We start from the raw sequence: 13,764 nt of genomic DNA, 5'->3' as shown, positions 1-13,764 counted from the left end.
ATATGCCTATTTAAAATAAGAGCCGATGTTTTCACTCATCAGCTCTTTTTAAATATTCACTTTCACCACTTTCTCAGGCTTTGCCCCTGCCTCTTTTAACAGCTTTACCTGTTTATCCAGCACATATTTGGCCTGCGCATAGGCGTCTCCCACATAAACAAATGGTCCTGCCTTGACGACTCTGCTGTATCCTGCTTCCTCTTCCAACGGCGCTCCTGATGAGTAGTTTATTCTTGTCAATTTCATAGTACTTTCCTGCATATGCTTCATTCTAAAATAATCAGTCTATTCTTATATTCCGCTTCTTCCAGGCTTTTTATATACCGTACCGGTGTCATATTCGTATATTTCCGAAAATCCTTCATCATATGGGACTGGTCATAATATCCGGCATTCATGGCAATAGCCAGCAGGTCCTTTTCATCCTCTTCCCATTTCAGGCTGTTTAAAATCGTCTGAAACCGGGCGATCTTACAATACGTTTTCGGTGAAATTCCCATATTCTCTTTAAACACTTTATTTACATAGCGGACAGAGTATCCCGTCAATTCACCCAGTTCTTCTATCTTTACATTTCCGGCCCGCCTGGTGATCTCGTCTATCAGGTAATTTCCAAGATTTCTGTCCTCTAAATGCTCCAGCTTTTCCTGATTACAGTTCACATAAAAATTTAAAAAAGCCTGTATCTGTGCCCGGAAGTCACGGCTTTGAATGATCTTATCAAATACCTCTTCTTCCTTCATAAATTCCATCAGCGCTGCTTCCCCTTCGACTAATTCATTCGGATTCACCGTGTCGGGCAGTATCACCTTTCCCGGCATGAACCGGATGCCGAAAAAGTAATCTCCCGGCTTTCCGATCATCGGGGAAGCCTTCAGCCTGGTGCCTATGATGCTGGCATAAGGGTAATTTTTGCTGCAATAAAACAGAAAGTCCACACATCCGTCCGGTACAATGGACAGGATGTCGTGGACGTCCTCTTCGACTTCAAATGCATAAAAATGTGAAATTCCGTAAGCCATCATCACAGCCTTATAGTAATGGGATGTTGTCATGACCAATGACGGCTGTTTGGGCACGATAAGTTTTTTTGGGTGTATTGGCTCCATATCTCTTCCCTGCTCTCTATTTGCTTCTACTATAATACTTCATCGCTGTATTGTACAGAATCCCTGTATATTTTATTTTGTAATTAGATTTTTGCCTGGAAACGGTCATATCTTAAGGCTGTTAAGTCCAGTGCTGTACTGCCGTCCACCACCATCTCAGAGAGTTGTTCGCCCACAGCCGGGGCAATCCCAAAGCCATGGCCGGAAAATCCGCAGGCCAGGATCAGACCGGGTACTTCCTCCACTTTGCTGATGACAGGAACTTTGTCGGCACACAGGTCCATCCATCCGGCCCAGGTGCGAACGATCTTTGCATCCGAAAGGGATGGGAAGTATTTCATGATGCCCCGGCAAATGCAGGATGCCGTGATGCTTGAATTAACCGGAGTACCGTTGTCCTTATTAAAGCCTTCAAAGTTTGAGGAACCGCCGAAGACAAAAGAGCCGTGTTTTGTCTGGTGTCCGTAAAAATCCGCTTCCGCCGTCCCCAGCATTTGTCCGAACATTTCCGGTTCTGCCTCTGTCACCAGACATTCCAGCAGTGCAGGCTGCATAGGGATATCCACGCCTACTGTATCCGCGATCTCTCTGCTTTTAAGCCCCGCTGCCAGTATGATATTCTCTCCTTCATACACGTTTTCTTTCGTGATGACCTGTCTTGCTTTTCCCCTGATCTTCCGGATCGCAGTCACTTCTTCCCCAGTAATGAACCGGACCCCAAGTTCTCTGGCTTTCTTATAAAATCCAAGCGTTGCCAGCATCGGGTTTGCATGACCGTCGGTGGGACACCAGCTGGCTCCTATGACTTCATCGGACAGATATGGACAGATATCCCGGACTTCCTCACCTGAAATCATCCGCACATCCAGGCCGCATGATTGGGCATTTTCAGCCAGTCCGCTTAAAATTTTCATGTGTTCTTCTGTCTTGCCAAGCCGCAGGTTTCCATCCTGACAGTATTCCACATCTGTTTCCAGCTCCTCCGAAAGGGTCGGCCAGAGGTTCTTTATTCCATACATGGCAAGGGGAAGTTCCCGTTTGTCTCGGCCGGACTGGCGGACGCCTCCTCCGTTTCTGCTGGACCCTCCGTCTCCCAGGTGATCGCTCTTTTCCAGTACGATAACGGAACAGCCTCTTTTTGCGAGATAATAAGCCGCTGCATTTCCGATGATTCCTCCTCCGATCACGATCACATCTGCACAACGATTTCCCATATTACCGTACCTCCTTTCCAAGCACTCTCATTTCCGTAGGACGCATCGGCGCCCTGGACGTAGCCGGTTCCAGTTCTGCCGGAGAAACTCCCAGTTCCCTTGCCACGATTCCCCTGACCAATTTAGAACAGGTCTGTCCCTGACAGAGTCCCATGCCGGTTCTTAAGTATCTCCGGATTTCTGTGAGGGTGAACATCCCGTCGTGGACGGCTCTCCGGATTTCTCCTTTCGTAATTTCCTCACACCGGCAGATGATCATATCATCATCGTTGGCCGGAACAAATTCCTTTAATATTTTTGATCTGTCATTTATCGTATTCACAGTTCTTTCCTCCATCTTTTATACTCAGGCTTTAAGAGGCCCGGAAAAACCTTGCCTTCATTGCCATGTCCACAGGCACCTTGATGGTCAGAAGATTGGTGTGATCAAATGCTTTGGATGTCTTTATTTCTACCACTTCTGCCCGGCATACCTCGTTTCCGCTCCGGTCAAGGGCTTTTCCCTCTGCCCCTTTTTCCGGCAGCGGAAGGAATTCATACGGAAGAGTCACGCTTGCATAATCTTTCTCAAACTGCTCATTCACGAGGAAAATCGCCTGTCCGGAACAAGCAGCCACACACATGCCGCATCCAATGCACTGAGCGTCCGGATCTACTGCCGGCAGGGAAGTGATATTTTCTCCGATCTTGATACAATTCTTAGGGCACGCATCCTGACACGGATTACACGGGATGTTCTGGGTACACTCCATCACCGGATGGATTCCTATGGTTTTCGTAACCCCCGGGTACTGTTTTACTTCTTCTTCGCCTAAATAACCATTTTCAAGCAGGTTCATAGAAATATCACAGCCCTCATCTGTCTTCTTTAAAAGCTTCCCTTTATTTTCAGGCCCGAACATTCCCTGCCTCAGACTTTCCAGGGCTTCTTCCAGTGCGGCAAGCTTCTCATCCCGTTCTTTCTCATTCATAAATCCAAGTTCACAGGCAGCGGCGGTACCTGCCATCCTTCCTTCGATCATGGCAGAACTGGCTTCCTCAATTCCTGACACATCTCCCGCCACAAAAATTCCTTTGACGGAAGTCTCTCCGTATTTATCACAGAGCGGCACCTGTCCGCCTTTCTTTGGGTTATCTTCCATTTCACATCCAGCCATTTTTAAAAGCTGGGACATTGGAGACAGTCCCACGGCAAGGCAGATAGTATCTGCATCGAAATATTTCTCTGATCCGGGCACGGTCTGCCAGTTTTGATCCACCTTTGCAATGGTCACTCCGGTGACCCGGTCTTCTCCTTCCGCTTTCACAATCGTGTGGGATAAATAAAACGGTACGCCGCATCTTGCCAGCTTGGCCGCATGGACTCCATAGCCGCCGATTCTTGGCGCCGCGTCTACCAAAGCTGCAACCTCACATCCGGCCTGCATCAGCTGATAACTTACTACCAGTCCTACGTTTCCGCTTCCAAGCATCAGAACCTTTTTCCCCGGCTGTACACCATGCAGGTTCATCATCGTCTGGGCGGCTCCCGCTCCGATCACTCCCGGCAGCGTCCACCCGTCAAAGGTAACCATATTCTCTGAAGCCCCGGTTGCCACAATAATGGCATCTCCCTTATAATGCCGGATCTCATCTCCGATCCGCACAGTGATTTCTTTGTCCAGATAAAGCCCTATGACAGTGGCATTCAATACGACCTGCACTCCCGCATCCTCTGCCTCTTTTAACAGATCTTCTCCAATCTTAAATCCGCGGATCTTTGCTTTGTGTTCTTTGGAACCGAAAAATTTATGTATCTGCTTAAACAGCTGTCCGCCCGGTTTTGCATTTTCGTCAAAGACAATGACATTCATCCCTTTTTTTGCCGCTTCTATGGCCGCAGACAGGCCGGACGGCCCTGCTCCTACGACGATCAAATCATACCGTTTCATATCGTTATCATCCCTTCATCTTAGTTTTTTCTGCGCTGATTCCATACTGAGTCTGAACCCTCATCCCTTCTTTCAAAGGTGTCACACAAGTTCTCACATTGGGCCTGCCGTCCACCACCATGACACAGTCCGTGCAGCGCCCGATGGCACAAAAAATACCCCTGGGCTTTCCGTATTTTTTCGTATGCCGGTGTACCATCACCCCGGCAGCTTTCAAAGCCGCAGCAATTGGCTCACCCTCAAAACCCGTCACAGGTTTGCCATCATAAAAGAAAGAAACCTCCTTCCCTTTCTCCGTCCTGCCCAAAATCGGATGCTCTTCAATTCTCATAGCCAAAACCCTCCTGCCATATCTTTTCTTAATTTATCCGCAGCGAAAAATGCCTTCTCTTTCCACAACTATCATTCAGTATTTTTCAACCAAAAGGTGCCATCCTGCGATAGTTTTTTATCACTATTGGAGGAGCACATTTCAAAAGCGCGACGGAAAGAGTGATAAAAAACTACGCCATTCTTGGGGAATCCCACAAGTTCAATTTCGTCCCAATTCCCTGATCCAGTGCTTTTCGATACAATTCTGTTCCCCATGCCACATCTTCCACCGGCATTCCTCCGATAGAGAACAGAATGATCTCGTCATCGTTTTTCCGTCCGGGTACTTTTCCGTTGATGATATCTCCGATGTCTTCGATTTTCTTCCTCGGCATGATTCCATCGTGATACATATCTACAAATTTTGTTCCTATAATTGGTACGGTCTCAAAAGAAGGATGAGGATATTCTTCGGTCCACGCCTCATATAACCCAAAGTTGTCTACCACTGTCTTTGCCCTGTTCAAGAGAAAATCGTCTTCAAAGTTTGCACATGCAGGAAGACTGAAAAATGCTCCCGGCTTGATCCATTCCTCTTTGACCATAGGGTAATTTTCTGATCCTTCCGGGCATGAGGTAGCCATGCTGATAACGTCCGAATCCCGGACCAGATCTTCCAATGTATCTGTCAACTCAATTGTCTTAAACTGAGGAAATTTCACTTTCACATATTCAATGAAGCTCTCAATAGAACCCCGGCTTCTGCCTTTGATCTTAATGGTATCAAGTTCCAGACAAGTGCAGACAAACGCTTCCAGAGCCGTTTTGTTCATGACACCGGGTCCATAGATCCCAAGCACTTTGGAATCCCTTCTCGCCAAATGCTTTGCACCGACTCCCGGCACTGCCCCTGTACGGTAAGCACTCAGTAAGTTTGCAGACATTAAGGATCTTGGAGCTCCTGTCTCTTTGTCATTCAACATAAGCATCAGAATGGATCTCGGAAGTCCTTTGTCTTTGTTTTCCACATTGGAACCATACCACTTCATCCCAGCCATGTCATATTCTCCGCCCAGGTAGGCGGGCATCGCCATAAATCTGCGGTCCGGCCCATTCACCGGCATATTCGGAAAAGGTGATATATCCGGAAAAGAAACCATGCACCCATGAGAATTTCCATTAGAACCTCCCATAGCATAATCCCCTCTGCTCAAAAGCCGGAACATCTCTTCCATACTCTCCACACAGCCCTTCATATCCGTAACCCCGAGCTTCACCATTTCCTCTTCGTTTAAATATAAAAAATCAACCCTTGAATTACTCATTATTGAAACCTCCTGTATCAGATAATAAATATTTTATTTTTGTGCTCATTTTAGTCTTTCAATGCCTTCTCTTTTCTGCATAATTGGAGTGAGACATTTTACGATAGTTTTTTATCACTATTGGAGGAACGCATTTCAAAGCGTGACGGAAATAGTGATGAAAAACTCATGCCAAAGTATTCACCGTTTGCATTTCCGGACATTCGACCGTACCCATTTTCTTTATTCCCTTTACCCAGATCACTGAGAATGCGATCAGTGCCAGCAGCAGAGTCGCGAATATTTTATAAATCAGGATTCTGGCATCACCCTCGGCAATGTTAAAGATCATATAAATGTCACCGATAATGCAGATCACCTGAGGGATACCGAGAAGAACCAGCTTCTTGTTTCTGCCCTCGGCATCCGGATACCTTCTTCTCAGCGCAAGGACTGTGATATTAACCATAATATAAGAAGTCAGCCAGAAGCAGGACGCCGCAAGGATTATATTTGTAAGCCCTGAAGACTGGGTAAATCCGGTAACGATCAATGCCGTGATTCCTCCGCTCAGCAGGCCGATTCCTGCTGCCGGAACCCCATACTTGTTTTTCTGTTGAAAGGCCTTCGGAAACAGCTGATTTTCTGCCATACCGCTTAAAATATTCGGGATGCCTCCGAGGACGGTATTGACTGTACTGATTCCCGCCAGCAGTGTCACGATGCCCATCCAGTAAACTCCGGCCTGGCCCATGCACCGTTCTGCAAACAGCATATGGGGCATTGGATTCGACGCCAGTTCCTGCAGTGTGACATACTGTGTCATCCCCACACCGAGCAGCGCCTGCACTCCGAACAGGACGACGATGCCAATGATCATAGCCAAAAGTACGTCTCTTTTGGGATTCTTAAGATCCTTTGACACCGGGATTACGAATTCAATTCCGATAAACAGCCAGAATGCCAATGCTGATAAAGAAACGATTCCTCCAATCCCGGTAACCTGCGGCTTCGTCTGCTGAGCAGCCGTCACTATCTCGCCGGTGCCCAGATGGAAAAAACTTATGATTCCCATGAGCAGAAAAGATGCCAGCAGAAGGAATACGACAATGTTCTGGATTCGGGCGAAAAAATCAACCCCTTTATAGTTTACATAGGATAAAACCCCCAATATGATCACACTGATCAACGGTGCCGGAACCTGAGGCAGAAAGATCTGATTCAGTACCGTTCCGCACATGGCGATTTCCACGGAACCGGATAGAATATCAACAATCACATAGGCGGACAAGGTCGATACCATGGAAGCCACTGGCCCCAGTCCCACCAGGGTATACTGTCCCAGGCCTCCTTCCGCTTTCGGCATCATGGAATGCAGTTCTTGAAAGCTTAACGCCAAAAACCCATTCAGTATCAATACGACAAACAGTGGGATAATAAAGCTTTTACCTGCAAGGCCCATACCCTGCCCAAGGGAAAGCAGGCAGCTGGTGGCCACAATCAGCCCTACACAGACAGATACCGCACTTCCGAGTCCCAACTTCTTCGTATTCTCCATACATATCACTCCTTTTCATAAAAGAAAGGCGTCCGCCGGATATATCCGGTGAACGCCTTTGTTCCCATCTCTTAATTTACTTGGTTTCTTGCTGATGGGTTACAGCTTACTCTCTTTCTTTTCATATGAATTGTAAAAATCGGAACCCTTTAATTATTTTCTTCAAAACGGACCAATCCGATATAGTATCTCGCCGAGTCATCCAGCAATACTTTCACAGGGATTTCTTCCCTTTCCCCACAGTTGGACCAGATCAGGATTTCCCGTTCCTCATCATATCCTGTGATAGTCACCCAGTGCCAGTTGTCTTCTCTGAATTCTTTCCTGGAATGACGCCAGATCAGCAGTGCTGTGGGGTGCCCGTGATATAACCCTTCCTTAATAAAATCGAGACAGTCCTGCCTATTCCTGGGCAGAAACATGCTCCTTGCCTTTAATTTTTTTCCCCTGTCGGATGCAAAGCTTAAAAAATCTTTTTTAAACTTTCCGATCAGCGGATAGCCCATGAAGCCGGGCGTCATATACTGATACATGCCTTCCATAAGTTCTAAATATGATTCATGGGGTATCGACTCTGAATTTTCTACTTCTTCCGAAAATAAACCTTCACAGACGGCGATATTCGTGCCGGTGACGCTTCCGCATCCCGCACGGCGCTGGAAAGTGCCTGGAAACCATTCCTGGTTGCCGCCGTAAGCCAGATATTTTCCGTCTCTATATATTTTAGGACACTTTAATTCCATCTCACATCACTCCTTTTCTCATTATAATATCTTTTTTTGTCAAGATATACAACCCTTGCTGCATAGACTATGTAAAAAGCCCCAGGTGTGTGTTATGAAACAATTATCAACGAAGCAGCTTTTAAAACTCTGCATCATTTTTCCCATTTTGGTCAGTCTGCTCTCCAGACTCCTGACACCCCGGATGGATGAGATTTTCCGTCAGCTGAATAAGCCTCCATTCGTTCCTGCCCCGTGGATCTTTTCCGTCGTATGGCTGATCCTCGATATTTTACTAGGACTGAGCCTTTACACCCTGCTGACCTCGGACATCACAGAGCAGGAGAAAAAACAGGGAATCAAGCTTTTTCTCGCCGTGTCCTTCTTTTTGTTCTTCTGGCCCATCATTTTCTTTGAATACGGACTGGTCTTTTTCTCCTTTGTCTGGATTCTGGCTCTGAATCTGCTCAATGCACTAATGTTCTATGTATTCCGAAAGTACAGCAAAAAATCTGCTTTTCTTCTGATCCCGTACATTGTCTGGTGCCTGTTTGCGGCGCTTTTAAACCTTGGATTCCTGATCGTCAACTAAAGCTTAGTCTCCCGCCGGATAAATACATACTTGGCTTCAGAAGACAGGGAAGGTTCATACTCGTATCCGTCCCAGTCAAACTCTTTGATATCCTCCGGCCGGTCAATCCTGTTCTTTACAATATGACGGACCATCTGCCCTCTGGCCATCTTGGCCCATGCCACGATGGTCCGGAGTTTTCCGCCTCTCATGGTGAGAAACTCCACGTCCACAAAACGATCCGGCCCATCCAGATATTTTTTCACAGTTTTGGCATACTCTTCAGAAGCCAGATTAAGGATCAGATCCTGTTCTTTATAAAGCTCCTTATATATCGCATCTCCCCAAAACCGGTACAGACCCTGTCCCGCTGTTTCTACTTTGCATCCCATCTCCAGACGGTACGGATGAATCGCATCTAAAGGCTTCAGCACTCCATACATTCCGCTTAAGATTCTCACATGCTTCTGGGCATATTTCATATCCCACCCGGTAAAATCTCCTGCGCCCACGTTCTGAAATACCAGGCCGTCATAAGTCATGAGGGCCGCACTTCCGTCCCCATTTTCAAAATTCTGTATATCTAAAAAAGCCTGAATTGCAATCTTTTCATTTACCTTCATCAAAGATTCAATCTCCCACGGCTTCAGTTTTTTCAATTCTTCATAAATCTGTCCTGTCTTTTCTGAAAATACAGGCTCTGTCAGCTTTCGCTGTTTTTCTTTCCTGACTTTCATGTTTTTTGCAGGTGAAATAATCGCTATCATGGTACTTCCTTGTGTTATAATGGGTTTCATGAAAGGCGGTGCATCATGAAACAATTTCTGCTTACAGTTTCTTTATCTATTTTCCTGATATCATTTTCGGTCGTATTTACACTGAATTTCCGGCCCCTTTACTATGCCGATATAAAGCTTCTTCATATCAGCCGGGAATCCGGGCTCTCTGAAAAACAGATCAGAGAAAACTATGACCGGCTCATTGATTATAATTCTGTATTGTATAAAAAAGACCTGAAGTTTCCCTCTCTTCCCATGTCTGAGGAAGGAAAGATTCACTTTCAGGATGTAAAGCGTATTTTCTCCGGCCTCCAATACGCCTGTATCATCTCATTTATCATAATCCCTGCAGGCCTTTTATGGAAGCGGGAAAAAAAGGATTTCCATTTCTTAAAAAAGGCATCCGTCTCTGCCGCCGTGCTTCCGCTCCTTTTGGGAGCTCTGGTCTGGGCGGCCGGATGGGACAAGGCCTTCGTGACTTTTCACGAGCTGGCCTTCTCCAATGATTACTGGATCTTCGATGAGGCTTTCGACCCTGTCATCACCATCCTGCCGGATGCCTTCTTTCTTCACTGCGCCCTGCTGATGGCCGCAGTCCTTATTCTGTTATGTGCCGTGTGCTTCCTCGCAGGAAGACATCTGTGCCAAAGGCAGGAAGCTTAATAATATCTTCCCAGCGCGTCCGCCGCAATGATGGCCGCATATACATCCTCCGGTGTCACTTCAAACGGCATGTTGCCGAGAGTGTCATCCGGAGAGCATGCGAGACGCGCTACTTCCATGATCTGTTCTTCTTTTACTTCCTTGATTCCCAAGTCTGCAAGGGTAGTCGGGAGTTCTGCTTCCTGACAGAATCCGAGGACTTCCTGAATCTCATCCTGATCCGCCCCTTCCAGAACCAGCTGTACCAGCGTTCCGAAGGCTACTTTTTCTCCATGGTATAATTCATGGGTTTCCGGAATTGCAGTTAAGCCGTTATGGATCGCATGTGCCCCTGCCAGACCGCCGCTCTCAAATCCGATTCCGGAAAGATAGGTATTTGCCTCTATGATATGTTCTACTGCCTTCGTGCAGATATTTTCACGGACAGCAAGTTTCGCATCAATCCCCTCATCAATCAAAGTTTCATAGCAAAGTTCAGCCAGTGCCATGGCCGCGCGTGTGATCTTTCCTCCCACACAGTTGGATGCGTCAGACTGTTTGCAGGCTCTCGCTTCAAAATAGGTTGCCAGAGCATCTCCCATACCGGCTACTAAAAGGCGTTCCGGAGCTTTGCTGACAATGTCGGTGTCCACCAGCACCATGTTCGGGCTTGCCGGCAGAAACAGGTACTTTTCAAAGACACCGTCATCCGTATAGATCACAGACAGTGCACTGCAAGGCGCATCGGTAGACGCAATGGTCGGCACAATGATGACTGGCTTTTTCATGTAATAAGCCACTGCCTTTGCGGTATCATGGATCTTTCCTCCGCCGATTCCGACGATGACTTCGCTTCCGGCCTTTTCACAAATGTCCATGACACGGTTGATCTCTGTCATACAGCACTCGCCGTTAAAAGCTTCATATGTAATCTTGGCATCTTTTTGCCCTTTTGCTATGGAAGGCTCCACTCTTTTTCTTCCGGACGGACTTGTCAGAACAAAAAGGTTGGTTCCATAGTTTTCCGCATATGTACAAAGGTTTTCCATCTCACCTTTTCCCTGGATATAACGGCTTGGACTTGCGATAATACTTGCCATAGTGATTTCCTCCTTAAATCCTTTGATTCTTCTGAATCATTTGAAAGGTTAACTAGCATCGATACATTTACTATACCATGAAGCTCTGCCGGAAATCCACCTCTGAATGTTAAAACTTTGTCACGCATACTGCTGATATACTTTTGATTTTTTGGTCTTCCTATGGTATAATACTTTTAACATAATTGTTACAATTATATTACATCTTTTTTACAAAGGAAGGTTTCATGCTGAACAAGAAAAAGATAAAAACAAAATCTGTCAAAAACGCCGTTAAAAAAGCAAAGCATCAACCGAGATATATCCGTGCAGTATTTGAACGAATCACACTGCGTCTGTCTTTTCTTTGCTTTCTTGGGATTATGATTTTTACTGGGTTTCATTTTTACCAGGATCGGCAGAAAAAAGTGAATGCCGCAAATGAAGCCAAACATCAGTCTGCTCAGAAAAAAGATTCCGGGCAGGAAAAGAAGAAACCACAGCAGTGGTATGAACACCGCGCGGTTGCCCATGCTCTTGGAGAGATCGATGGTAAGGAGTATACCAACTCTAAAGATGCGTTTTTAAATTCCTATCAAAATGGTTTCAGGGTTTTTGAAGCTGACCTGATGCAGACTGCGGATCATGTCATGGTCGCAAGGCATTATTGGGGAAAAGACTTGAGTGATCCGAAGAGCAAGGGAGGCAAACCTGTTTCCTATGCCAAGTTTAAAAATATTAAGCTGTACGGCAAATACACTCCTGTCTCACTAAAAGAACTCTTTGAACTGATGGACAAATATCCTGATACATATATTATGACGGACACCAAAGACAGTGATGCCGCAGCCGCAAAAAATGACTTCTCTGTCATTGTAAAGACAGCAAAAGAAATGAAGAAAGAATACCTTCTGGACCGGTTAATCGTACAGATTTACAATCAGCCAATGTATCATGCCATAAAACAGGTTCATCCGTTCCGTCACTTCCTTTATACCACTTATCAGCAGACAGATGTGGCATTCAGCAGGATGATCAGGTTCTGCACTGCCAACGGCATTGAAGCTGTCACTGTCCCTGTGAGCAGTGTCAATGATTACCGGATGAAGCTGCTAAATGATGCAGGCCTGTATTCTTTCACACATACTGTCAACAGTGTATATGAAGCCAAAGAATATATGAAACTCGGTGTCTATGGGGTTTATACAGATTTTCTGACAAATGCCGAGGTAGAAAAATGTTCTTTTTCTCTGAAGACAAAAGATTTCTTTGATAAAATTCAAAACGGCAAATAATCTTGCAAAAAGGACTGCCGCACTTTTTTCGTGCGCCAGTCCTTTCATTTCGTTTACGTAAATTCTTAAAGTAAAGATTTATAGATTGCAATAATATCTTTTAAACCTGCGTCTTTTGGATTTCCAGGTGCACACGCATCTGCCGCCGCTGACTCTGAAAGGAACTGAATATCCTCTTCTTTGACGATTTCTTTCAGATCCTGTGGAATTCCCACATCGATGGAAAGCTGTCTCACCGCGTCCACGGCAGCCTTCCTATATTCTTCCTGACTCATGTCTTCTGTGCCTTCCACACCCATGGCCTTGGCGATGTACTTATATTTATCCCCTGTGGCATCAGCATTATATTCCATGACAGCCGGAAGAAGAATGGCATTTGCAACACCGTGAGGTGTGTCATAGACTGCTCCCAGTGAATGAGCCATGGAGTGTACGATTCCCAGTCCTACATTTGAGAATCCCATTCCTGCCACATACTGTCCGAGAGCCATTCCCTCTCTGCCCTCTTCTGTGTTTTCCACTGCGCCCCGCAAATTCTGTGCGATCAGTTCAATCGCCTTCAGATGAAACATATCTGTCATTTCCCATGCATCTTTTGTAGTATATCCTTCGATCGCATGGGTAAGGGCATCCATTCCGGTTGCGGCAGTCAGGCCCTTCGGCATAGAGGACATCATGTCTGGATCGATAACGGCAATGACCGGAATATCATGGGTGTCTACACAGACGAATTTCCGCCTTTTTTCTACATCTGTGATAACGTAGTTGATCGTAACCTCGGCTGCTGTTCCCGCGGTCGTCGGAACTGCAATGATCGGAACAGACGGATTCTTTGTCGGCGCCACGCCTTCCAGACTCCGCACATCTTCAAATTCCGGATTTGCAATGATGATTCCGACAGCCTTGGAAGTATCCATAGAAGATCCGCCTCCAATGGCGATCAGATAATCTGCACCTGACTCCTTAAATGCAGCGACACCTGTCTGAACATTTTCAATAGTAGGATTTGGTTTAATGTTAGAGTAAACCTCATATTCATATCCCGCCTCGTCCAATACATCTGTTACCTTCTTCGTAACGCCGAACTTTACCAGGTCAGGGTCCGAACAGATGAATGCCTTTTTGAAGCCTCTTGCTCCCACTTCTGCTGCGATTTCCCGGACCGCACCTTTTCCGTGATAGGACGTTTCATTCAATACAATACGCTTTGCCATAACAACCTCCTTGAGATACCTTTGATTTATCGTG

15 protein-coding genes are annotated in these 13,764 nt (G+C 46.1%); 3 read left to right on the top strand and 12 right to left on the bottom strand.

The window, feature by feature from the left end:
* Positions 1-48 precede the first annotated feature (48 nt).
* From P8F77_RS01170 to P8F77_RS01130, 9 genes are all read right to left on the bottom strand, one after another.
* Complete coding sequence (locus tag P8F77_RS01170; RefSeq protein ID WP_024728870.1) at positions 49-246, bottom strand: hypothetical protein; 198 nt, start codon at positions 244-246, stop codon at positions 49-51.
* Between the two features lie 20 nt (positions 247-266).
* The gene (locus P8F77_RS01165; protein WP_024728871.1) at positions 267-1,109 is read right to left on the bottom strand and encodes an AraC family transcriptional regulator; all 843 of its coding nucleotides are present in this window, start codon (positions 1,107-1,109) and stop codon (positions 267-269) included.
* An 83-nt stretch (positions 1,110-1,192) separates the two neighbouring features.
* On the bottom strand, positions 1,193-2,323 hold the full coding sequence (locus P8F77_RS01160; protein WP_287518142.1) for an FAD-binding oxidoreductase: 1,131 nt from the start codon (positions 2,321-2,323) through the stop codon (positions 1,193-1,195).
* 1 nt (position 2,324) lies between these two features.
* Positions 2,325-2,645 carry a (2Fe-2S)-binding protein gene (locus P8F77_RS01155; protein WP_024728873.1) on the bottom strand — a complete coding sequence of 107 codons (321 nt, stop codon included), beginning with the start codon at positions 2,643-2,645 and terminating at the stop codon, positions 2,325-2,327.
* A gap of 31 nt (positions 2,646-2,676) precedes the next feature.
* On the bottom strand, positions 2,677-4,254 hold the full coding sequence (locus P8F77_RS01150; RefSeq protein WP_024728874.1) for an FAD-dependent oxidoreductase: 1,578 nt from the start codon (positions 4,252-4,254) through the stop codon (positions 2,677-2,679).
* A gap of 7 nt (positions 4,255-4,261) precedes the next feature.
* On the bottom strand, positions 4,262-4,585 hold the full coding sequence (locus P8F77_RS01145; protein WP_024728875.1) for a (2Fe-2S)-binding protein: 324 nt from the start codon (positions 4,583-4,585) through the stop codon (positions 4,262-4,264).
* Between the two features lie 172 nt (positions 4,586-4,757).
* Positions 4,758-5,891 (bottom strand): tyramine oxidase subunit B, encoded by a 1,134-nt coding sequence (locus tag P8F77_RS01140; RefSeq protein ID WP_024728876.1) that lies wholly within the window; start codon positions 5,889-5,891, stop codon positions 4,758-4,760.
* A 166-nt stretch (positions 5,892-6,057) separates the two neighbouring features.
* Entirely contained in the window at positions 6,058-7,428 is a 1,371-nt protein-coding gene (locus P8F77_RS01135) for an APC family permease (protein WP_024728877.1), read from the bottom strand.
* A 149-nt stretch (positions 7,429-7,577) separates the two neighbouring features.
* Entirely contained in the window at positions 7,578-8,171 is a 594-nt protein-coding gene (locus tag P8F77_RS01130) for a hypothetical protein (protein ID WP_024728878.1), read from the bottom strand.
* A 94-nt stretch (positions 8,172-8,265) separates the two neighbouring features.
* On the opposite strand from P8F77_RS01130, the gene P8F77_RS01125 reads away from it, so the two are divergent.
* The gene (locus P8F77_RS01125; protein ID WP_024728879.1) at positions 8,266-8,742 is read left to right on the top strand and encodes a TspO/MBR family protein; all 477 of its coding nucleotides are present in this window, start codon (positions 8,266-8,268) and stop codon (positions 8,740-8,742) included.
* On the opposite strand, the gene yaaA is transcribed toward P8F77_RS01125, so the two are convergent.
* Positions 8,739-9,488, bottom strand: a complete 750-nt coding sequence (gene yaaA, locus P8F77_RS01120; protein WP_024728880.1) for a peroxide stress protein YaaA — start codon at positions 9,486-9,488, stop codon at positions 8,739-8,741. The genes P8F77_RS01125 and yaaA overlap by 4 nt on opposite strands.
* 45 nt (positions 9,489-9,533) lie before the next feature.
* On the opposite strand from yaaA, the gene P8F77_RS01115 reads away from it, so the two are divergent.
* Positions 9,534-10,163 carry a TIGR01906 family membrane protein gene (locus tag P8F77_RS01115; protein WP_024728881.1) on the top strand — a complete coding sequence of 210 codons (630 nt, stop codon included), beginning with the start codon at positions 9,534-9,536 and terminating at the stop codon, positions 10,161-10,163.
* Here P8F77_RS01115 and P8F77_RS01110 read toward each other — a convergent pair.
* Positions 10,160-11,242, bottom strand: a complete 1,083-nt coding sequence (locus P8F77_RS01110; RefSeq protein ID WP_024728882.1) for a glycerol dehydrogenase — start codon at positions 11,240-11,242, stop codon at positions 10,160-10,162. The two genes, P8F77_RS01115 and P8F77_RS01110, sit on opposite strands and share 4 nt — an antisense overlap.
* 227 nt (positions 11,243-11,469) lie before the next feature.
* Between P8F77_RS01110 and P8F77_RS01105 the strand changes: the two genes are divergently transcribed.
* On the top strand, positions 11,470-12,516 hold the full coding sequence (locus tag P8F77_RS01105) for a phosphatidylinositol-specific phospholipase C/glycerophosphodiester phosphodiesterase family protein (RefSeq protein WP_024728883.1): 1,047 nt from the start codon (positions 11,470-11,472) through the stop codon (positions 12,514-12,516).
* Between the two features lie 65 nt (positions 12,517-12,581).
* Here the strand turns inward: P8F77_RS01105 and fucO are convergent, their stop codons facing one another.
* Positions 12,582-13,730 carry a lactaldehyde reductase gene (fucO, locus tag P8F77_RS01100; RefSeq protein WP_024728884.1) on the bottom strand — a complete coding sequence of 383 codons (1,149 nt, stop codon included), beginning with the start codon at positions 13,728-13,730 and terminating at the stop codon, positions 12,582-12,584.
* Positions 13,731-13,764: the final 34 nt, after the last annotated feature.

Origin of the sequence: Anaerostipes sp. PC18 (assembly GCF_039789045.1) — a bacterium.
In the GTDB taxonomy this organism is placed as follows: domain Bacteria; phylum Bacillota; class Clostridia; order Lachnospirales; family Lachnospiraceae; genus Anaerostipes; species Anaerostipes hominis.
This window is presented reverse-complemented; position numbering and strand designations above follow the sequence as displayed.

Bases quoted from the DNA above. Each gene is read 5' to 3' on its own strand.
- P8F77_RS01170 (WP_024728870.1), bottom strand. From the start codon at position 246: ATGAAATTGACAAGAATAAACTACTCATCAGGAGCGCCGTTGGAAGAG.
- P8F77_RS01165 (WP_024728871.1), bottom strand. From the start codon at position 1,109: ATGGAGCCAATACACCCAAAAAAACTTATCGTGCCCAAACAGCCGTCA.
- P8F77_RS01160 (WP_287518142.1), bottom strand. From the start codon at position 2,323: ATGGGAAATCGTTGTGCAGATGTGATCGTGATCGGAGGAGGAATCATC.
- P8F77_RS01150 (WP_024728874.1), bottom strand. From the start codon at position 4,254: ATGAAACGGTATGATTTGATCGTCGTAGGAGCAGGGCCGTCCGGCCTG.
- P8F77_RS01145 (WP_024728875.1), bottom strand. From the start codon at position 4,585: ATGAGAATTGAAGAGCATCCGATTTTGGGCAGGACGGAGAAAGGGAAG.
- P8F77_RS01140 (WP_024728876.1), bottom strand. From the start codon at position 5,891: ATGAGTAATTCAAGGGTTGATTTTTTATATTTAAACGAAGAGGAAATG.
- P8F77_RS01135 (WP_024728877.1), bottom strand. From the start codon at position 7,428: ATGGAGAATACGAAGAAGTTGGGACTCGGAAGTGCGGTATCTGTCTGT.
- P8F77_RS01130 (WP_024728878.1), bottom strand. From the start codon at position 8,171: ATGGAATTAAAGTGTCCTAAAATATATAGAGACGGAAAATATCTGGCT.
- P8F77_RS01125 (WP_024728879.1), top strand. From the start codon at position 8,266: ATGAAACAATTATCAACGAAGCAGCTTTTAAAACTCTGCATCATTTTT.
- yaaA (WP_024728880.1), bottom strand. From the start codon at position 9,488: ATGATAGCGATTATTTCACCTGCAAAAAACATGAAAGTCAGGAAAGAA.
- P8F77_RS01115 (WP_024728881.1), top strand. From the start codon at position 9,534: ATGAAACAATTTCTGCTTACAGTTTCTTTATCTATTTTCCTGATATCA.
- P8F77_RS01110 (WP_024728882.1), bottom strand. From the start codon at position 11,242: ATGGCAAGTATTATCGCAAGTCCAAGCCGTTATATCCAGGGAAAAGGT.
- P8F77_RS01105 (WP_024728883.1), top strand. From the start codon at position 11,470: ATGCTGAACAAGAAAAAGATAAAAACAAAATCTGTCAAAAACGCCGTT.
- fucO (WP_024728884.1), bottom strand. From the start codon at position 13,730: ATGGCAAAGCGTATTGTATTGAATGAAACGTCCTATCACGGAAAAGGT.